The following is an 18,193-nucleotide window of genomic DNA, read 5'->3' as shown; positions in this document are numbered from 1 at the left end:
CCTGCTCGTGGGCGCGGAGAGGTGCATAAGAGTCAGCGGCTGGATGGCGTGGGTGGTGCGGTGCACGGTGTCTGATGGTGTCCGCCGAGCACGGCTCGGCGCTACCGAGGCGGCCGATGAACTGTCGGAGGTGGGGCGGGGAGGATTGGCGGGGGCGTTGAGCGCCATGGATGGCGCGAAACGAGGCCCGCAGGAGCGGCTTTTGCCGTCCCCCGCCAAGCCTCCCCGCCCCGCCCAGCACGTAGCCCCGCTGCTTCAAGCGTCAGCAGACCAGCAACCCGCGCGAACGGGTAAACTACCGGGATGCCTTCCAGTCCCGCGCACGAGCTGCTCCGCCGCGTCTTTGGTTACGACGACTTCCGCGGCCCGCAACGGGACATCGTCGAGCACGTCGCTGCCGGCCATGACGCCCTTGTCCTGATGCCCACCGGCGGCGGCAAGTCGCTCTGCTACCAGGTCCCGGCCCTGCTGCGCGACGGCTGCGGCATCATCATTTCCCCGCTGATCGCGCTGATGCAGGACCAGGTCGAAGCCCTGCGCCAGCTCGGCGTGCGCGCCGAATTCCTCAACTCCACCCTGGACGGCGAAACCGCCGCGCGCGTCGAACGCGACCTGCTGGCCGGCGAGCTGGACATGCTGTATGTCGCCCCCGAACGCCTGCTGACCGGCCGCTTCCTGTCCCTGCTCTCGCGCAGCCGCATCGCCCTGTTCGCCATCGACGAAGCGCACTGCGTGTCGCAGTGGGGCCACGACTTCCGTCCCGAGTACCGCCAGCTCACCGTGCTGCACGAGCGTTGGCCGGAGATCCCGCGGCTGGCGCTGACCGCCACCGCCGATCCACCGACCCAGCGCGAGATCGCCGAGCGCCTCGACCTGGCCCAGGCGCGCCACTTCGTCAGCTCCTTCGATCGTCCCAACATCCGCTACACCGTGGTGCAGAAGGACAACGCGCGCCAGCAGCTGACCGGCTTCCTGCGCAGCCACCGCGACGAGGCCGGCATCGTCTACTGCATGTCGCGGCGCAAGGTCGAGGAAACCGCCGAATTCCTGTGCAGCCAGGGCTTCACCGCCCTGCCCTACCATGCCGGCCTGCCGGCCGACGTGCGTGCCAACAACCAGCGCCGGTTCCTGCGCGAAGACGGCATCGTGATGTGCGCCACCATCGCTTTCGGCATGGGCATCGACAAGCCCGATGTGCGCTTCGTCGCCCACACCGACCTGCCCAAGTCGATGGAGGGCTACTACCAGGAAACCGGCCGCGCCGGCCGCGATGGCGAACCCGCCGAAGCCTGGCTGTGCTACGGCCTGGGCGATGTGGTGCTGCTCAAGCAGATGATCGAACAATCCGAGGCCGGTGAGGAACGCAAGCAGCTGGAGCGTTCCAAGCTGGACCACCTGCTGGGCTACTGCGAATCCATGCAGTGCCGCCGCCAGGTGCTGCTGGCGGGGTTCGGCGAGACCTATCCGCAAGCCTGCGGCAACTGCGACAACTGCCTGACCCCGCCGGCGGCCTGGGATGCCACCATCCCGGCGCAGAAGGCACTCAGCTGCGTGTACCGCAGCGGGCAGCGCTACGGCGTGGGCCACCTGATCGACATCCTGCGCGGCAGCGAAAACGACAAGGTGCGCCAGAGCGGGCATGAAAAGCTGAGCACCTACGGCATCGGCAAGGACCTGGATGCGCGGACCTGGCGCAGCGTGTTCCGCCAGCTGGTGGCCACCAGCGTGCTGGAAGTGGACACCGCCGGCCACGGCGGCCTGCGCCTGACCGACGCCAGCCGCGAGGTGCTCAAGGGCCAGCGGCAGATCAGCATGCGCCGTGACAGCGCCCCCGCCAGCAGCCGCGAGCGCAGCAGCCAGCGCAGTGGCAGCGGCCTGTCGGTGCTGCCGCAGGACTTGGCGCTGTTCAACGCGCTGCGTGGGCTGCGCGCCGAACTGGCCCGCGAGCAGAACGTCCCGGCCTTCGTGATCTTCCACGACAGCACCCTGCGCAACATCGCCGAACAGCGCCCGACGTCGCTGGACGAACTGGCCCGGGTAGGGGGAATCGGCGGTACCAAGCTGTCGCGCTACGGCCCTCAGTTGATCGACGTGGTCCGCGGAGAAGGCTGAGGCGTGGTGCCTTGTCCTGCTCCAGGGTTGAACCCGCGGTTCAGCCGGGGCTGCATCAACCCGGCGATCCCGCTAAGGTAGCGCCATGTCCGTGGCCTCCCTCCTGCTGCGCGTGGTGCTGATGCTCAGTCTGTTGCTCAACGGACTGAACGCGGCCATGGCCGGAGGACACCGGAAGGACGCGGCTGAAACCGCCCCCGCTGCAGCGCCGCCGTGCCACGGCCACGCCCCGGCACAGACCGGCATGCAGCCCCCGCACGCCGCCGATCACCAGACCCAGGCAGCGCCGGACGATGCCCACTGCAAGTTGAAGGAGTGCGTGCGTACCTGCGCGCAGCAACCGGCGCTGGCCGCCGAGGGACTTGCCCTGTTGGCCGCCGACTACGCCGGCACACGGCCGCCGCAACAGCATGCACCGGGTCATCCCACGCCCGCGCTGCCCCGCATCCAACGCCCTCCCATCTGCTGATTCCAGCGCCCACGCCGGTGGCGTGACTCGATGCTGGCCCGCGCGCCGCTGCGCCGGGTTGGTGATTTCCTGCGTCTGGAGTTTCCTACAATGCGTTTTTCTTCTTCCAACGGTCCGGGCCTCCCGGCCCAGCCGTCACGCCGCCTGTTCGTGCAGGGCCTGGCCGCCGGTGGCGTGGTCGCCGGGGCCGCCGCCACCGGCCTTCCATCGCGCGCGTTTGCCGCCGCCGGCCCGGCCCTGGCCACCGCGCCGCAGGTGCTCGGCCAGGCCCACATCGAACTGGCGATCGGTGAATCGGCGGCCAATTTCACCGGCCGTACCCGTCCGGCCATCACCGTCAACGGCAGCCTGCCCGCGCCGATCCTGCGCTGGCGCGAAGGCCAGACCGTGGACATCCACGTGCGCAACACGCTGGCCCACCACCCCACGTCGATCCACTGGCACGGCATCCTGCTGCCGGCCAACATGGACGGCGTGCCGGGCCTGAGCTTCAATGGCATCGCCCCGGGCGAGGCCTACCACTACCGCTTCACCCTCAAGCAGTCCGGCACCTACTGGTACCACAGCCATTCCATGTTCCAGGAACAGGCCGGGCTGTACGGCGCGCTGATCATCGACCCGGCGCAACCGCCCCCGTACGCGTTCGACCGTGAACACGTGATCCTGCTGTCGGACTGGACCGACCTGGATCCCGGGGCACTGTTCCGGCGCATGAAGAAGCTGGCCGAGCACGACAACTACTACAAGCGCACCCTGCCCGACTTCCTGCGCGATGCGCGCCGCGATGGCTGGGGCGCGGCGCTGTCCGACCGCGGCATGTGGGGGCGGATGCGGATGACCCCGACCGACATCTCCGATGTCAACGCGCATACCTACACCTACCTGATGAACGGCACGGCGCCGGCGGGCAACTGGACCGGGTTGTTCCGCAGCGGCGAGAAAGTGCTGCTGCGCTTCATCAATGGTGGCTCGATGAGCTACTTCGACGTGCGCATCCCCGGCCTGAAGATGACCGTGGTCGCCGCCGATGGGCAGTACATCCACCCGGTCAGCATCGATGAGTTCCGCATCGCCCCGGCCGAAACCCTCGATGTGCTGGTCGAACCCAGCGGGCAGGATGCGTACACCATCTTCTGCCAGGACATGGGCCGCACCGGCTTTGCCGCCGGCACCCTGGCGGTACGCCACGGGCTGCAGGCACCGGTACCCGCGCGTGACCCGCGCCCCCTGCTGACGATGGCCGACATGGGGCATGACATGGGCCACGGCATGGGCCATTCGATGGACCACGGCGCGATGGCCGGCCACGGCATGGACCACGCGATGCCGGCGATGGACCACGGCGCCCACGCCGGACACGGGGGCCACGCAGCCGCCGCCGCCCTGCCCGCGAAGGTCACCCATCCACGCAGCGAGCGCGGCAATCCGCTGGTGGACATGCAGAGCAGCGCCACCGACCCGAAGCTGGACGACCCGGGCATCGGCCTGCGCGACAACGGCCGCCAGGTACTGACCTACGGCGCGATGCGCAGCCTGTTCGACGATCCCGATGGCCGCGAGCCCGGCCGCGAGGTGGAACTGCACCTCACCGGCAACATGGAAAAGTTCGCCTGGTCCTTCGATGGCATCCCCTTCGCCGGGGCCGAGCCGCTGCGGCTGAACTACGGCGAGCGCATGCGCATCGTGCTGGTCAACGACACCATGATGCAGCACCCCATCCACCTGCATGGCGTGTGGAGCGACCTGGAAGATGCGCAGGGCGATTTCCAGCTGCGCAAGCACACCGTGGACATGCCGCCGGGCACCCGCCGCAGCTATCGCGTACGCGCCGATGCACTGGGCCGCTGGGCGTTCCACTGCCACCTGCTGTACCACATGGAAGCGGGCATGATGCGCGAAGTGAGGATCGAAGAATGAGCGTCTGCTTGAACCTTGCGCGCAGTGCCTTGGGCCTGGCGATGCTGGCGGCGCTGCCCGCGCTGGCACAGTCGCACGACCACCACGTCGCCCCTGCAGCACCGGAGCTGGACCACGCGAAGATGGACCATTCAACGATGGATCACTCAACGATGGACCATTCGAAGATGGATCATGCCGGTAGGGAACATGCGCCCAGCAACCACGCGCAGCATGATGCTGCCGGATTGCCGCGCGAGCCGATCCCCGCGGTCACCGACGCCGACCGCGCGGCGGCCTTCCCGGTCATCGACCACGCCGCCATGCAGCACGCGCCGTCGATCAACAGCCTGCTGCTGGTGGATCGGCTGGAACACTGGGACGGGCGCCATGGCACCGGACAAGCCTGGGAAGCCACCGGCTGGATCGGCGGTGACATCAACCGCGTGTGGCTGCGCAGCGAAGGCGAACGCAGCGGCGGTCGCACCGATGCAGCAGACCTGGAGGTGCTGTATGGCCGCAGCATTTCCCCGTGGTGGGACGTGCTGGCCGGCGTGAAGCAGGACTTCCGGCCGGCTGACGCGCGCACCTGGGCCGCGCTGGGCATCCAGGGCCTGGCGCCGTACAAGTTCGAAACCTCCGCCACGCTGTACGCCGGCTCCGGCGGCCAGCTGATGGCCACCGCGGAAGTGGAGTACGAGGTGCTGCTGAGCAACCGGCTGATCCTGCAGCCGATGGTCGAAGCCACGCTGGCCGCACGTGATGAGCCGGCCCAGCGCATCGGCCGCGGACTCAACAAGGTCGAAGCGGGCCTGCGCCTGCGCTATGAGTTCAGTCGCCGCTTCGCGCCGTACATCGGCATCAGCCACGAACGCCTGTTCGGTGCCACCGCCGACCATGCCGACGATTCGCATGTCCGTGATACGCGCTGGGTGGCCGGCGTCAGGATGTGGTTCTAGGACGCGTTGAAACAGGCCCCGGTACACCCTGTGTGCCGGGGCCTTCTACAATGGGCGATGCCCACCACCCTGCGCCGCGCCTGCGTGGACGATGCCGCCGCACTGGCCGACATCGCCATCGCCACCTACACCGAAACCTTCGGCGATTCGTATCCGCCGCAGGACCTGCAGGCCTTCCTGCACGCGCACTACAGCCTGGAACCGCAACGCGCCGAACTGGCTGACCCGCACGCTGCAGCGTGGCTGCTGGAAGCCGATGGACGCGCCGTGGGCTATCTGGCCGCCGGACCGAACAGCCTGCCGCATGCCCTGGCCGCAGCCGGAGACATCGAACTCAAGCGGCTGTACGTGTTGGCCAGCCACCAGAATGCGGGGCACGGCGAGCGCCTGATGAGCGCGTTCCTGGATTGGCTGGACAGCCCGTCACGGCGCGCCCTGTGGGTGGGCGTGTGGTCGGAAAACCACGGCGCGCAGCGCTTCTACGCGCGCCATGGCTGCTACAAGGTGGGCGAGTACGATTTCATCGTCGGTGACTCGCGTGACCGCGAGTACATCCTGCATCGCCCTGCCTGACGGACTCAGAAATCGAACAGGTCCGACAGGAAGCTTTCCTTCTTCTTTTTCCTGTACCCGTGCTGGTTGTACTGGCCCTGCTGCGCATAGCCGTCGTTGTGGCGCTGGCCCAGGTGGCGGGTATCGCGGTGCTGCACGGCCACCGGCGGCGGTGGCGGCTGGCTGTAAGCCGGCGCTGCGGCCTGCACCGGTGCGGGCGGCGGGACGGCCGGCGCCGATGCCGAACGCTCGATGATCTTGTCCAGTTCGCCACGGTCCAGCCACACGCCACGGCATTGCGGGCAGTAATCGATCTCGATGCCCTGGCGTTCGGACATGGTCAGCGCCTGGGTCTTGCAAACGGGGCACAGCATCGCTGGCGCTCCTGCTCGTGGGGGGGACGTGCACTGTAACCGCACGCCGATGACTGCATGGCAACGGCCCTGACGATCGGCACATGGACCTCCGGCGCATGCGCCTGCGCTGCCGCGACGACATAGTGCCGCATGACCCACGCAAGGATGCCCCGTTGACTACGAACGCCCGACTCCCCCGCCTGCCCGCCTCGCTGGTGCTGCTGCTCGCCGTCGCGCTCGGGCTGTGGGTGCGCGATATTGCCAAGGCCATCGGCACGCCGATCCCCGCCCTGCCGATGCCCTTCGGTGGCAGCCTGCTGGACAACCTGCTGGCCACCGCAATCGCGCTGCTGACCGCCGCCCTGCTGCTGGCACCCGGGAACTCGCTGGCCCGCAGCCTGGGCCTGCAGTGGAACGACCTGCGCGGACCGCTGCTGGTGCTGCTGGCCACCGTGCCCTGCTGGATCGGATTGTGGTGGCTGGGCGCGCTGGCCACCGACATCGACCTGCTTGCGCTGCTGATGTTGGCCCTGGTGTTCCCCCTGGCCGAAGAAATCCTGTTCCGCGGCCTCGGCTTCGTGTTCGCGCAGCGTGTGTTGGGGTGGCCCTGGTGGCTGGCCGCCAGCGTGCAGGCGGTGCTGTTCGGCGCCGTCCATTGGCTGGGCTTCGGTGGCCCGGAAGGCGGGGCGATGGCCGCGCTGGTGTTCGCCGTGACCGGCATCGGCGGCTTCATCTTCGCGCTGCTGAACCGCCTGGACGGATACACCCTGTGGAGCGGGCTGGCCCTGCACGTATCGCTGAACCTGGCCTGGAACATGATCACCGTAGCTGATGCCATCGCCATGGGCTGGCAGGGCATCGGCCTGCGCCTTGGCGCGGCAGCGTTGGCGGTGCTGCTGCTGAGCTGGCAGCTGCCGGCGCGTGCGCGCAGGCCGGTGCCGCTGTAACCGGATGTTACCGATTCCTGCACGCCGGACTCACCCACCGCCCGCGCATACTTGCGCGCCGCTGGGGCCTGGAGCCTCCGCTGCCCTTGTTCCAGTCGTGTCACGGAGCCCGTGCGTCATGTTGTTGTCAAAGCAGAATGTGCAGCCGCGAGTGCTGCTGATCGAAGATTCCGAGGAAACCCTCGAGCTGAGCCGCCTCACCCTGGAAAGCCAGGCCTGTGAAGTGGTGGGCGTCAGTTCCGCCGAGGCCGCGCTGGGGCTGCTGAATGCCGGTGAGCGGTTCGATATGTTGTTCACCGATGTCTGCCTGGGCGGAATCAGCGGCATCGAGACCGCCAACCGCGTGCGTGCGGCCTTCCCGCGCCTGCCGATCCTGGTCACCTCCGGCATGTGCCAGCACGAGGTATTGCCCCTGCTGCACCAGGGCATCCATTTCCTGCCCAAGCCGTACAACATGAGCGAGCTGCTGGATGCGATCCGCATCTGCTTCCGCCATTCCGGTGAAGGCCTGCCGCACGACGCGCCGCAGGCCGCCTGAGCGGCCGGCCACGGGCGCACCGGCCGAAGCGATGCTAGATTCAGTGCACCGCTTTCGCAGAGGCTGCGCCCGTGACCCGACTGACCGCCAAGGATTTCCATCCGGACCTGCTGGAACTGTATGACGGCTACGTACATGGCCGGCTGAGCCGTCGCGACTTCCTCGACCGCGCTGCCGCCTTTGCGATGGCCGGCGTGGCGGCCACCACCCTGCTGGCGGCGCTGAGCCCGGATTACGCGCTGGCCCAGCAGGTGCAGTTCACCGATCCGGACATCGTCGCCGAGTACATCACCTATCCCTCGCCCAATGGCCACGGCCAGGTACGCGGCTATCTGGTCAAGCCGGCCAAGACTGCAGGCAAGCTGCCTGCCATCGTGGTGGTGCACGAAAACCGCGGCCTCAATCCCTATATCGAAGACGTGGCGCGCCGCGTGGCGAAGGCGGGGTTCATCGCACTGGCGCCGGATGGGCTGAGTTCGGTCGGCGGCTATCCGGGCAACGACGTGCGCGGCCGTGAACTGCAGGCGCAGGTCGACCCGGAAAAGCTGATGAATGATTTCTTCGCCGCCATCGAATACCTGCGCGCGTCACCGCTGGGCACCGGCAAGGTCGGCATCACCGGCTTCTGCTACGGCGGCGGCGTGTCCAACGCAGCGGCCGTGGCCTATCCGGAACTGGATGCCGCGGTGCCGTTCTATGGCCGCCAGGCCAAGCCGGAGGACGTGGTCAAGATCAAGGCGCCGTTGCTGCTGCACTTCGCCGAGAAGGACGACAACGTCAATGCGACCTGGCCGGCCTACGAGGCGGCGCTGAAGAAGGCTGGGACAACGTACGAGGCCTACGTCTACCCCGGCACGAACCATGGCTTCCATAACGACTCGACCCCGCGCTACGACGAGGCTGCTGCCACGCTGGCCTGGGACCGGACGCTCGGCTGGTTCCGTAAGTATCTGGCGTGATGCCCTGCGGTGCCGGGTGGTACCCGGCATCGTCTTTCAGCGGATCAGAGCCGGATGCCCGGCCGTGCGCCGAGGGTCCCCATGGTGAAGGTGTAGCCTTCGTCCATCAGGAACTGTCGCATGCGCATTTCCGCTACCTGCGGGGCGCCCAGGCTGCTGGGGCCGTACAGCGCGTAGACCACCGTCCCGCTTTCAATATCTTCGCGACGCACCGAAATGCCCGGCACCGCCGCGGCGGCCGCCCAGCCGGCACGCAGCTTGGCCGGCGCGATCGACTGCCCGTTGCGCAGCCTGAAACTCAACCAGCGTGTTTCAGAGTTGTCCTGCCGTTCGTACTTCGCCATCTGTGCGCTGTCCTCCCGAACCAAGCTTGACCATACTCGCCTTCCATGTCACATCAGAATGAGACGGTATGCCCCTCAGCCATCGCGTGGCCGCACGTGCAGAGCACGAGGGAGCGGTCATGGACGCGCGATTCATGCAAGCGGGCCACCCGGATCAGCCCCAGCCTTCTACAAGAACACAGCGGGAGACGCGCGATGGAAGCAACTCCACTTCACTACAACGATAACCGGCCAGCGCTCAGGCGGCCATCCATCGCCCTCAGCCTGTCCAACGGTTTACAGGTAGTGGAACTGCGCGACAGCGTGATCGTGGAGATTGTGCAGAACCGCGAGCTGCCGCCAAACCGGCGCGTTGCGCCGCCATCCTGCGCGCAACGCGCGCGGCGCGTCTGCAGCGCGCTGGTGGGTGCATCCACGCTGGCCTACGCGCTGTGGTCGGTGATCAACTACATCGCCCCACGGGGTGATTCCAACAGCTCTGGACTGCCTCGGCAGAAGCCTTTCGATTTCGATCATCTGTAGCCAACAAAAAAGCGCCTCGGGGGCGCTTTGTTGATGCTGCCTGCAATGGTGGGCCGTGATGGATTCGAACCATCGACCAAAAGATTAAAAGTCTTCTGCTCTACCAACTGAGCTAACGGCCCATTGCTGCCCCCGGCTTGGCACCGGGGGCGAGCATTCTACCCTGATTCGGGCGCCGGCGTGAAGCGCCCGCGCCGATCAGGCGTAATGCGTCGGGTCGGCCACGCCGGCTTCGTCGAAGCCCTGCGCGCGCAACCGGCAGGCATCGCAATGACCGCAGGCAGCGCCTTCGGCATCGGCGTTGTAGCAGGACACCGTAAGGCCGAAGTCAACGCCCAGGCGCACGCCTTCACTGACGATCTGCGCCTTGCTGAGAAACTGCAGCGGCGCGTGCACGGTGATGCCCGCCCCTTCCACGCCGGCCTTGGTGGCCAGGTTGGCCAGCGCCTGGAACGCGGCGATGAACTCCGGGCGGCAGTCCGGATAGCCGGAGTAATCCACCGCGTTGACGCCGCAGAAGATGTCGTTGGCGCCAAGCACTTCGGCCCAGCCCAGCGCCAGTGACAGCATGATCGTATTGCGCGCCGGCACGTAGGTGACCGGGATGCCCTCCCCGCCCGCCTCCGGTACGTCGATGTCATCGGTCAACGCCGAACCGCCGATGCTGCGCAGGTCCACGTCCACGGTCTTGTGCAGGACCACGCCCTGGGCGGCGGCCACGCGGGCGGCGGCTTCCAGTTCGGAGGTGTGGCGTTGCCCATAGCGCACGCTGAGTGCGTGCACGGCGAAGCCCTGTTCCTGGGCGAGGGCGATGACGGCGGCCGAATCCATGCCGCCGGAGAGAAGCACGACTGCCTTCTTCATGAGTGAATCATCCGGTTTGGGGAGGGGAGCCAGCACGCTGTCCCGCGCCGGGGTGAATCAGCAACGACGCGGCAGCTTACCTGCCCGGCTCGTCGTTCCACAGCAGTTTGTGCAGCTGCATCTGGAAGCGCACCGGCAGCCGGTCAGCGACGATCCAGTCGGCCAGCTCGCGGGCGGTGATCTCGCCCTTGCTGGGCGAGAACAGCACCATGGTGCGTTCTGCCAGATGGTGCTCGACGACCATGGCCTTGGCCCAGTCGTAGTCTTCGCGGCTGCAGATCACGAACTTGACCTGGTCGCGCGCGGTCAGCAGCGGCAGGTTTTCCAGCTTGTTGCGCGCCATCTCGGCCGATCCGGGGGTCTTCAGGTCGACCACCCGCGATACGCGCGGATCCACCTCGGACACATCCAGCGCACCGGAGGTTTCCAGCGACACGTCCATGCCGGCGTCGCACAGCTTCTGCAGCAGGATCAGGCAGCGCTTCTGCGCCAGCGGCTCACCGCCGGTGACACAGACGTGGCGCACGCCCTGGGCCAGCACCTCGGCCACGATGGCATCGATGTCCCACCACGTGCCGCCATGGAAGGCGTAGGCCGTGTCGCAGTACTGGCAGCGCAGCGGGCAGCCGGTCAGGCGCACGAACACGGTCGGCCAGCCGGCGGTATCCGCCTCGCCCTGCAGCGAGGTGAAAATCTCGGTGATCTTCAGCCGCGGCAGCGGCGACTGGACGATGTCACTGGGCGTGGTGACGGCGTTGGCGGGCGTGACGTTCATGCGTGATTGTGGGGACCTGAAACGAAAGCAGCCGAGCAGGGCTCGGCTCTTGAAAAACGGGTTCCGGCACGGGGCTCAGCGGATCTGCTGGCCCAGGCGGATCGACTGCAGGCGGTCCTGCGCGGTGCGCGCGGCGTCCGAGCCGGGGTACTGCGCCACGACCGATTCCAGGGTCTGCTGGGCCTGCTCCACCTGGCCTGCGCCAAACTGGGAAAGGCCGACTTTCAGCAGGCCGCCGGAGGCCTTGTCGTGGGTCGGATAGCGCGAGATCAGCTCACGGAAACGCTGCTCGGCCATCGGGAAATTGCGGGTGGCGTAATAGCTTTCGCCCAGCCAGTACAGCGCATTGGGGGCGTAGACACCGCTGGGATACAACTCCAGGAAGCTCAGGAACAGCTGTGCGGAGTCATCGTACTTGCCGGCCTTCAGTGCATCGAAGGCGACGTTGTAGGTGGTGCGCTCATCGCCGCTGACCGCCAGGCTGCCTGCATCGCCATGTACCGAAGGCGGCCGCTCTGAAGTGGCCGCTGCGGGAGGCTGCACGGCCGGAACCGGGGGAAGCGGTGCATTGCTGCCGGGAGCCGAAGGAACGACCGGCGCTGCGCCACCTTCAAGGCGGTTCAGGCGTTCGTCCAGGTCCAGGAACGCATCCTGGTTGCCCTGCTTGAGCTGGGCGTTATCGTGCTGCAACTGTTCGATCGTGCCCTGCATCTGCCCGACCTGCTGGCGGAGCTGGGTGATCTGGTTCAACAGGTCCGTGTTGGCACTGTTGTTGTACAGCTGCTGCTCGATCGCGCCGACGCGGTCGGCAAGGCTCTGCCGCTGCGCGTACGCCGGGGCGGCAGCCGTGAAGGCTGCCGCCACGACCAGCATCAGATTGATGCCGATGCGCATGGCTTACTGCGCGGTGTAGACGATTTCGACGCGACGGTTCTGCGACCAGCAGGACTCGCTCGAATCGGTGCAGACCGGACGCTCTTCACCGTAGGACACGACGGTCAGCTGCGAAGCCGAACCACCGTTGGCCTGCAGTGCCGAGCTCACGCCGTTGCCACGACGCTCGCCCAGGGCCTGGTTGTACGCGCGCGAACCGCGCTCGTCGGTGTGGCCCTGCAGGGTGATGCGCGAGGACGGACGGTCACGCAGGTACTTGGCGTGGCACGCCATGATGGCCTGGAACTCGTCCTTGACCGAATCCTGGTCCAGGTCGAAGTACACAACGCGCTGGCGCAGGCAGGCATCGGTGTCCAGGTCGCCCGGGCCGTACAGGCCGGAGGTCGACGGGCCGGTCGGCTGGGTGGTCGAGCCGGTGTCAACCGGCGCAGCCGGCTGTTCCTTCACCTTCTTGGAGCAACCGGCCAGGACGGCCACGGACAACAGGGAAACAAGCAGAACTTTGGTGGTCTTGTTCATGGCGATACCTTTGAGGCTCCTAAGCCGGTGAATGGGGTAAATCTCGGAAAATATTAACACTCTTTTAGCGCTTGGTACGGTATGGCGACCATGCGGGCTCACGAACATCACCATCGGCCAGCACCAGGCGCTGGCGGACACGTGCATCGGCCGACACCGCGTACAGCACGCCACGGCCACCTTCACGGGCGGCGTACAGCACCATGCTGGCATTCGGAGCGAAGCTGGGCGACTCATCCAGCGAACCGGTGGAGAGCGTGCTCCAGCGCGGCGAGCCCAGCGAGCTGTCCATCATGGCGACCTTGTAGCTGTTGCCCGAACCCTGTGCCACGGCGATCTTCTTGCCGTCATACGACACCGACGGCTTGGCGTTGTAGTTGCCCTGGAAGGTAACGCGCTCGGCGCTGCCGCCGCTTGCAGAAACCTTGTAGACCTGCGGACGGCCACCGCGGTCGGAGGTGAAGTACACCGCGCTGCCATCCGGGGCCCAGGTCGGCTCGGTGTCGATGGCCAGGTGGTTGGTCAGCTGGGTCAGCTGCTTGCTGCCCAGGTCCATCGAGTAGACCTCCGGGTTGCCCGAGCGCGACAGGGTCAGGGCCAGCTTGCGGCCGTCCGGGGAGAACGCCGGGGCGCTGTTGATGCCGCGGAAGCTGGTCACCAGCTCACGCGCGCCGGTGGCGATGTTCTGGATGTAGATCGCCGAATTGCCGCGCTCGAAGCTGACGTAGGCCAGCTTGCCGCCATCCGGGCTCCACGACGGCGACAGCAGCGGTTCGGCCGAACGCACGATGGTCTGCGGGTTGTAGCCATCCGAATCGGCGACCATCAGCGCGTAGCGCATGGCGTCGCCACGACCGCTGGCGGTGACGTAGGCGATGCGGGTCCAGAAGGCACCACGCACGCCGGTGATCTTTTCATAGATCGCATCGGCCATCTGGTGGGCGACATCGCGCATGGCGTTGCCACGTGCGGTCATCGCCAGGCCCAGCAGGCGCTCGCCCTTGGGCACGTCATACAGCTCGTATTCCACGCGGTACGCACCGGCACCGGCGTCCTGCACGCGGCCGACCACGATGTAGTTCTGCTTCAGCGCGCGCCAGGTCGGGAACTGGATGTCACCGCCGCGGGTGGGCTTTTCCACGATCTGCGCTTCGGGCAGCGTGCGGAACTGGCCCGAACGGTCCAGGTCGGCGCGGATCACCGCGGCCACGTCGGTCTGCGGCGCAGCGGCCGAACCCTCGTAGGGCATCGGTACGACGGTGATCGGCGTGGCCGAGGCACTGCCGCCCACGATGTCGATCTCAAGGCCCTTCTGCTGCGCGAGCGCGGCAAAGGGAAGCAACAGGGCCGCGAACGCGACCATCCAGCGGGGCATCTTTTTCATGGAATGCTCAGTCAAGGAACCACAGCGAGGGATAGCAGGAACGGGGTGAACGGTTTCGCAATCATGAACCAGACCGGTGTGAAAGCAAGGTCGGTAACTGTCGAAGGGGACAGCGGCGGGGGCGGTGGGTGACGACCGGTGGTCGTCACAGCCTTTGATTCCACAGCGTGACGACCAACGGTCGTCACCCACCCACGCGCCAGGATCAGCTGTCCTCCGCCCCACCAGGATCAATCCGGGCGGAAGTTGAGGATCAACTCGCGGTTGAAGACCTGCTCGAACCCCGCGTACGGCAGCGGCTGGGCATTGAGCACCGCCGCTTCGATCGAGCGCTTGCCGGCCTCGTCGTACGGACAGCTGGCGCCGACCTTGGCCGACAGCACGCGGCCACCGCGCAGCTGGGTGATGACGATCTGGCAGCGCTGGCCGGAGGCGATGTTGTCCGGGCGGATCCAGGTGTCCTGGACCTTGGCCTGGATCGCCGCGGCGTACTTGGCGCTCAGGTCGTCACTGGTGCCGCCTGCCCCACCCGCCGGCTGCGCGGCCGCACTGCTGCTGGCGCTGGCATTGGACGCGGCCGCTGCGTTGCGCGCCGCCGCCACCTGGCGCAGGCGCTGCTCGGCCAGCTTGGCTTCCTTCTCGGCCTGCTCGCGGCGCGAACGCAGCTCGGCGATCTTCTTCTGCTTGTCCACCTCGGCCTTGGTTTCGTTGGCCTTGCGCTCGTCCTCGGCGATCTTCTTCTGCCGGTCCGCTTCCTGCTGCTTGGCCAGCCGTGCGCGCTGTTCGGCCTCTTCCTGGCGCTTGCGTTCGGTCAGGTCGATCTGCTCCTGGCGACGCTTGGCCTCCTGCTCCTGCTTGGCCTTTTCCTGCGAAACGGCCAGCGCGCTGACCGCCTCCTGATCGACCTTGTCCGGCTGCGCCACGCGCTCCTGCGCCTGCGACTGCTGCGGGGTCGGCGCGTCCATCGGGCGCGGTTCGGGGGTCGGCTGCGGCGGCGGAATGGTGTCTTCCGGGATCGGCTCGGGCTCGGCGATGGGCTCGGGAATCGGCTCGGGCAGGGTCTCCAGGCGTTCGGACTGGCGCAGCGCCTGCCGGGCCGCCGATGCTTCGGCGCTGGACAGGGCCATGTCGGCCTGCACCGCCGGGTCCCCGGCAGCGGCTTCGGTGTTGCGCTCGGGCGACCACAGCCATGCCACGATGAACACCAGCGCAAGCAGCAGGTGTACCAGCGCAGCCAGGCTTACCGGCCAGGCCCAGCCCTGTTCTTCGTCGCGCGGCGGCGGCAAGGCGTCACTGTGCATCGGTGGCCAGGCCAACCTTTTCCACGTTCGCGCGCTTGAGCACGTCCATCGCGGCCACGACCTTTTCGTAGGCCACGGCGCGATCGGCGGCGACGATCACGCGCACCGCCTTGTCCTGCGCGACGATGCCGCCCAGCCGGGCCTGCATCTCCTCCGAAGACATCGCGTTGGGCTGCTTGTCGTCGGGGAGCTTCAGGCTCAGCTGGCCGTCTGCGCGCACCGACACGATGATCGGGTCCTGCTTGCTCTCCAGCGCTTTGGCATTGGAACGCGGCAGGTCGACCTCGAAGCTCAGCGTCAGCAGCGGCGCGGTGACCATGAAGATGATCAACAGCACCAGCATGACGTCGATGTACGGCACGACGTTGATTTCGGATTTGAGCTTGCGACGCTTGCGGCGACCGATGGCACTCATGGTGGGATCCTCGCCTGGGCTCAGTCGTCTGCGCCGGTCTGGCGCTGCAGGATGGAGCTGAACTCATCGGCGAAGGTTTCGAACCGCACCGCCATGCGCTCCACGCGGGTGGTGAAACGGTTATAGGCCCATACCGCGGGGATCGCCACGAACAGGCCGATCGCGGTGGCGAACAGGGCTTCGGAAATGCCCGGTGCCACCGAGGCGATGCCGGCCTGCTCACCGCTGTTGATCATGTCGTGCATGGTCACCATGATGCCGAACACGGTGCCGACCAGGCCCACGTAGGGCGCGGTGGAGCCGATGTTGGCCAGCAGTTCCAGGTTGCGTTCCAGGCGGTCCACTTCACGGGTGTAGGTGGTGCGCATGGCGCGCTGGGCGCCTTCCAGCAGCGCGCGGCCGTCCAGCCCACGACGATCGCGCAGGCGGTTGTATTCGCGGAAACCGGCTTCGAAGATGGCTTCCAGGCCGCCCACGCTGCGGTTGCGGTCGGTGGCCGAGGAATACAGCTTGCCCAGGTCCGCGCCGGACCAGAAGCGGTTCTCGAACTCGTCCGCTTCACGGGTGGCCTGCGAGAACACGCGGGCCTTGCGGAAGATGATCACCCAGCTGATGAACGAACCCGCCAGCAGCAGCAGCACGATGATGATCACCGGGATGCTGGCCTTGGTCATCAGCTCCCAGTAATTGATGCCGCTGCGCGAGGCCTGTACGGCGGTTTCGGCGGCGGCGCTGGTGACGTCCTCCGGCAGCGCCTCGACCACCGTGGCCTGCAGGCCCAGAAGCATTGCGATCATCGTTGTTCCTCAGTCTGCAAATCAGGATTGTGTGGAATTTCGGGGTATTCGTGCGACTTCATGACAGCAAGCAGTGCGTCGTCCATGCCGCGCGGGCGGAAGGACTGCGCGTCCAGCGCGGCAATCCTGACCTTCGCGTCCAGCAGCAGCTGGCCATCGCGCAGCACCTGCTGGGCAAAGACCATGCTGGCGCGCCGGCACTGCACCAGCGTGGCGGTCACCTGCAGCGCATCGTCCAGCCGCGCCGGCTTGAGGAAGTCCATTTCCATCGAGCGGACCGCGAACACCATGCCGTGCTCGCTGCGCATGCGCTCCTGGCCGAAGCCCAGCGCGCGCATCCACTCGGTACGGGCCCGCTCCATGAAAGCCACGTAGCGCGCGTGGTAGACCACCCCACCTGCGTCGGTATCTTCCCAGTAAATGCGTGTCGGCCAACTGAACCGCAGCTCACTCATTGTCGGATTGCTCGGCGAAAAGGTCTACCGGGGCGGCCTTGGGCTTGAGTCCCAGATGGCGATACGCGCGATGGGTGGCCATCCGGCCACGCGCGGTGCGCACCAGGAAGCCCTGCTGGATCAGGTAGGGTTCGACCACGTCTTCCAGCGTGCCGCGTTCTTCGGACAGCGCGGCAGCCATCGATTCCACGCCCACCGGGCCGCCATCGAAGTAGTCCACCAGGGTGCGCAGGAAGCGCCGATCGAGCTCGTCGAAGCCTTCCGGATCGACCTTCAGCATCACCATCGCGGCCTGCGCCACGTCCTGGTCGATATGCCCGTTGGCCTTGACCTGGGCGTAATCACGCACGCGCCGCAGCAGCCGGTTGGCGATGCGCGGGGTGCCACGCGAACGGCGTGCGATCTCCCCTGCCCCGTCGGCGGTGCAGTCGATGCCGAGGATCTTCGCCGAGCGGCGCACGATGCGCGTCAGTTCTTCGGCGGTGTAGAACTCCAGCCGCTGCACGATGCCGAAGCGGTCGCGCAGCGGTGCGGTGAGCAGGCCGGCGCGGGTGGTGGCGCCGACCAGGGTGAACGGCGGCAGGTCGAGCTTGATCGAACGCGCCGCGGGACCCTCGCCGATCATGATGTCGATCTGGAAATCTTCCATCGCCGGGTACAGCACTTCCTCGACCACCGGCGACAGGCGGTGGATTTCATCGATGAACAGCACATCGTGCGGCTGCAGGTTGGTCAGCAGCGCGGCGAGGTCACCGGCCTTTTCGATCACTGGCCCAGAGGTCACCCGCAGCGCCACGCCCAGTTCATTGGCGATGACGTGGCTGAGGGTGGTCTTGCCCAGTCCCGGCGGCCCGAAGATCAGCACGTGGTCCAGCGCATCGCCACGTGCCTTGGCCGCCTGGATGTAGATGTCCATCTGCTCGCGCACCGGCACCTGGCCGAGGTAATCGGCCATGCGTTTGGGGCGGATGCTGGCATCGACGGCGTCATCCTCGCGGGTGGCGTCGGCGCCAATGATGCGGTGTTCGGTCATCTGCCGATTATGCGGCAAATCGGGCGCACGCCGTGCGATTGGTGGGTGATCGAACGGGTGGGACCCCATGCGGGTGGCTCAAAGCCGCAGCTGGGGGTGGGT

Annotated in this window: 21 protein-coding genes and 1 tRNA gene; 9 read left to right on the top strand and 13 right to left on the bottom strand. The window is 67.1% G+C overall.

Annotated elements, in window-relative coordinates; genetic code table 11:
* The first annotated feature begins 303 nt into the window (after positions 1-303).
* The 5 genes from recQ to ABB28_RS15755 all read left to right on the top strand — a co-directional run bounded on the left by recQ (position 304) and on the right by ABB28_RS15755 (position 6,009).
* Positions 304-2,112: a DNA helicase RecQ gene (gene recQ, locus ABB28_RS15775; RefSeq protein ID WP_057687328.1), complete on the top strand. Its 1,809-nt coding sequence runs from the start codon at positions 304-306 to the stop codon at positions 2,110-2,112.
* Between the two features lie 85 nt (positions 2,113-2,197).
* Positions 2,198-2,581, top strand: a complete 384-nt coding sequence (locus tag ABB28_RS15770; protein ID WP_057687327.1) for a CopL family metal-binding regulatory protein — start codon at positions 2,198-2,200, stop codon at positions 2,579-2,581.
* A gap of 48 nt (positions 2,582-2,629) precedes the next feature.
* On the top strand, positions 2,630-4,498 hold the full coding sequence (locus ABB28_RS15765) for a copper resistance system multicopper oxidase (protein WP_425479563.1): 1,869 nt from the start codon (positions 2,630-2,632) through the stop codon (positions 4,496-4,498).
* Positions 4,495-5,436 carry a copper resistance protein B gene (locus tag ABB28_RS15760; RefSeq protein ID WP_057687325.1) on the top strand — a complete coding sequence of 314 codons (942 nt, stop codon included), beginning with the start codon at positions 4,495-4,497 and terminating at the stop codon, positions 5,434-5,436. Before ABB28_RS15765 ends, ABB28_RS15760 begins: the two co-directional genes overlap by 4 nt.
* Before the next feature lie 57 nt (positions 5,437-5,493).
* Complete coding sequence (locus ABB28_RS15755; RefSeq protein WP_057687324.1) at positions 5,494-6,009, top strand: GNAT family N-acetyltransferase; 516 nt, start codon at positions 5,494-5,496, stop codon at positions 6,007-6,009.
* 5 nt (positions 6,010-6,014) lie between these two features.
* Here the strand turns inward: ABB28_RS15755 and ABB28_RS15750 are convergent, their stop codons facing one another.
* Complete coding sequence (locus tag ABB28_RS15750; RefSeq protein ID WP_057687323.1) at positions 6,015-6,362, bottom strand: TFIIB-type zinc ribbon-containing protein; 348 nt, start codon at positions 6,360-6,362, stop codon at positions 6,015-6,017.
* Between the two features lie 155 nt (positions 6,363-6,517).
* Here ABB28_RS15750 and ABB28_RS15745 point away from each other — a divergent pair, with 155 nt between their 5' ends.
* From ABB28_RS15745 to yghX, 3 genes are all read left to right on the top strand, one after another.
* Positions 6,518-7,291: a CPBP family intramembrane glutamic endopeptidase gene (locus tag ABB28_RS15745; protein WP_057687329.1), complete on the top strand. Its 774-nt coding sequence runs from the start codon at positions 6,518-6,520 to the stop codon at positions 7,289-7,291.
* A gap of 118 nt (positions 7,292-7,409) precedes the next feature.
* On the top strand, positions 7,410-7,829 hold the full coding sequence (locus tag ABB28_RS15740; RefSeq protein WP_057687322.1) for a response regulator: 420 nt from the start codon (positions 7,410-7,412) through the stop codon (positions 7,827-7,829).
* 71 nt (positions 7,830-7,900) lie between these two features.
* Complete coding sequence (gene yghX / locus ABB28_RS15735; RefSeq protein ID WP_057687321.1) at positions 7,901-8,788, top strand: YghX family hydrolase; 888 nt, start codon at positions 7,901-7,903, stop codon at positions 8,786-8,788.
* 44 nt (positions 8,789-8,832) lie between these two features.
* Here the strand turns inward: yghX and ABB28_RS15730 are convergent, their stop codons facing one another.
* Positions 8,833-9,132 carry a hypothetical protein gene (locus tag ABB28_RS15730; protein ID WP_057687320.1) on the bottom strand — a complete coding sequence of 100 codons (300 nt, stop codon included), beginning with the start codon at positions 9,130-9,132 and terminating at the stop codon, positions 8,833-8,835.
* 195 nt (positions 9,133-9,327) lie between these two features.
* Between ABB28_RS15730 and ABB28_RS15725 the strand changes: the two genes are divergently transcribed.
* Positions 9,328-9,654: a hypothetical protein gene (locus ABB28_RS15725; RefSeq protein ID WP_152983493.1), complete on the top strand. Its 327-nt coding sequence runs from the start codon at positions 9,328-9,330 to the stop codon at positions 9,652-9,654.
* A gap of 46 nt (positions 9,655-9,700) precedes the next feature.
* Here the strand turns inward: ABB28_RS15725 and ABB28_RS15720 are convergent.
* The 11 genes from ABB28_RS15720 to ruvB form a co-directional block, all read right to left on the bottom strand.
* Positions 9,701-9,776: transfer RNA gene (locus tag ABB28_RS15720), tRNA-Lys, on the bottom strand.
* A gap of 76 nt (positions 9,777-9,852) precedes the next feature.
* Complete coding sequence (gene queC / locus ABB28_RS15715) at positions 9,853-10,518, bottom strand: 7-cyano-7-deazaguanine synthase QueC (RefSeq protein ID WP_057687318.1); 666 nt, start codon at positions 10,516-10,518, stop codon at positions 9,853-9,855.
* Positions 10,519-10,594: 76 nt separating this feature from the next.
* Complete coding sequence (queE, locus tag ABB28_RS15710) at positions 10,595-11,293, bottom strand: 7-carboxy-7-deazaguanine synthase QueE (protein ID WP_057687317.1); 699 nt, start codon at positions 11,291-11,293, stop codon at positions 10,595-10,597.
* Positions 11,294-11,368: 75 nt separating this feature from the next.
* Complete coding sequence (gene ybgF, locus ABB28_RS15705; protein ID WP_057687316.1) at positions 11,369-12,187, bottom strand: tol-pal system protein YbgF; 819 nt, start codon at positions 12,185-12,187, stop codon at positions 11,369-11,371.
* A gap of 3 nt (positions 12,188-12,190) precedes the next feature.
* Positions 12,191-12,706, bottom strand: coding sequence for a peptidoglycan-associated lipoprotein Pal (gene pal, locus ABB28_RS15700; protein WP_057687315.1), 516 nt, complete (start codon positions 12,704-12,706; stop codon positions 12,191-12,193).
* A gap of 64 nt (positions 12,707-12,770) precedes the next feature.
* Positions 12,771-14,090 carry a Tol-Pal system beta propeller repeat protein TolB gene (gene tolB, locus ABB28_RS15695; protein WP_057687314.1) on the bottom strand — a complete coding sequence of 440 codons (1,320 nt, stop codon included), beginning with the start codon at positions 14,088-14,090 and terminating at the stop codon, positions 12,771-12,773.
* 230 nt (positions 14,091-14,320) lie between these two features.
* Complete coding sequence (gene tolA, locus ABB28_RS15690) at positions 14,321-15,391, bottom strand: cell envelope integrity protein TolA (RefSeq protein WP_057687313.1); 1,071 nt, start codon at positions 15,389-15,391, stop codon at positions 14,321-14,323.
* Positions 15,381-15,806, bottom strand: a complete 426-nt coding sequence (gene tolR / locus ABB28_RS15685; protein WP_057687312.1) for a protein TolR — start codon at positions 15,804-15,806, stop codon at positions 15,381-15,383. The genes tolA and tolR overlap by 11 nt, the downstream gene beginning before the upstream one ends.
* A 20-nt stretch (positions 15,807-15,826) precedes the next feature.
* Positions 15,827-16,603 (bottom strand): protein TolQ, encoded by a 777-nt coding sequence (gene tolQ, locus ABB28_RS15680; protein WP_042613823.1) that lies wholly within the window; start codon positions 16,601-16,603, stop codon positions 15,827-15,829.
* Positions 16,600-17,058 carry a tol-pal system-associated acyl-CoA thioesterase gene (ybgC, locus tag ABB28_RS15675; RefSeq protein ID WP_057687311.1) on the bottom strand — a complete coding sequence of 153 codons (459 nt, stop codon included), beginning with the start codon at positions 17,056-17,058 and terminating at the stop codon, positions 16,600-16,602. The genes tolQ and ybgC overlap by 4 nt, the downstream gene beginning before the upstream one ends.
* Positions 17,051-18,091: a Holliday junction branch migration DNA helicase RuvB gene (gene ruvB / locus ABB28_RS15670; RefSeq protein ID WP_057687310.1), complete on the bottom strand. Its 1,041-nt coding sequence runs from the start codon at positions 18,089-18,091 to the stop codon at positions 17,051-17,053. Before ruvB ends, ybgC begins: the two co-directional genes overlap by 8 nt.
* Positions 18,092-18,193: the final 102 nt, after the last annotated feature.

Source organism: Stenotrophomonas chelatiphaga (genome assembly GCF_001431535.1).
In the GTDB taxonomy this organism is placed as follows: domain Bacteria; phylum Pseudomonadota; class Gammaproteobacteria; order Xanthomonadales; family Xanthomonadaceae; genus Stenotrophomonas; species Stenotrophomonas chelatiphaga.
This window is presented reverse-complemented; position numbering and strand designations above follow the sequence as displayed.

Coding starts and splice junctions, on each gene's coding strand:
- ybgC (WP_057687311.1), bottom strand. CDS start 17,058: ATGAGTGAGCTGCGGTTCAGTTGGCCGACACGCATTTACTGGGAAGAT.
- ABB28_RS15750 (WP_057687323.1), bottom strand. CDS start 6,362: ATGCTGTGCCCCGTTTGCAAGACCCAGGCGCTGACCATGTCCGAACGC.
- ABB28_RS15760 (WP_057687325.1), top strand. CDS start 4,495: ATGAGCGTCTGCTTGAACCTTGCGCGCAGTGCCTTGGGCCTGGCGATG.
- ABB28_RS15770 (WP_057687327.1), top strand. CDS start 2,198: ATGTCCGTGGCCTCCCTCCTGCTGCGCGTGGTGCTGATGCTCAGTCTG.
- ABB28_RS15755 (WP_057687324.1), top strand. CDS start 5,494: ATGCCCACCACCCTGCGCCGCGCCTGCGTGGACGATGCCGCCGCACTG.
- ABB28_RS15730 (WP_057687320.1), bottom strand. CDS start 9,132: ATGGCGAAGTACGAACGGCAGGACAACTCTGAAACACGCTGGTTGAGT.
- queE (WP_057687317.1), bottom strand. CDS start 11,293: ATGAACGTCACGCCCGCCAACGCCGTCACCACGCCCAGTGACATCGTC.
- recQ (WP_057687328.1), top strand. CDS start 304: ATGCCTTCCAGTCCCGCGCACGAGCTGCTCCGCCGCGTCTTTGGTTAC.
- pal (WP_057687315.1), bottom strand. CDS start 12,706: ATGAACAAGACCACCAAAGTTCTGCTTGTTTCCCTGTTGTCCGTGGCC.
- tolA (WP_057687313.1), bottom strand. CDS start 15,391: ATGCACAGTGACGCCTTGCCGCCGCCGCGCGACGAAGAACAGGGCTGG.
- tolQ (WP_042613823.1), bottom strand. CDS start 16,603: ATGATCGCAATGCTTCTGGGCCTGCAGGCCACGGTGGTCGAGGCGCTG.
- ybgF (WP_057687316.1), bottom strand. CDS start 12,187: ATGCGCATCGGCATCAATCTGATGCTGGTCGTGGCGGCAGCCTTCACG.
- ruvB (WP_057687310.1), bottom strand. CDS start 18,091: ATGACCGAACACCGCATCATTGGCGCCGACGCCACCCGCGAGGATGAC.
- ABB28_RS15740 (WP_057687322.1), top strand. CDS start 7,410: ATGTTGTTGTCAAAGCAGAATGTGCAGCCGCGAGTGCTGCTGATCGAA.
- tolB (WP_057687314.1), bottom strand. CDS start 14,090: ATGAAAAAGATGCCCCGCTGGATGGTCGCGTTCGCGGCCCTGTTGCTT.
- ABB28_RS15725 (WP_152983493.1), top strand. CDS start 9,328: ATGGAAGCAACTCCACTTCACTACAACGATAACCGGCCAGCGCTCAGG.
- queC (WP_057687318.1), bottom strand. CDS start 10,518: ATGAAGAAGGCAGTCGTGCTTCTCTCCGGCGGCATGGATTCGGCCGCC.
- tolR (WP_057687312.1), bottom strand. CDS start 15,806: ATGAGTGCCATCGGTCGCCGCAAGCGTCGCAAGCTCAAATCCGAAATC.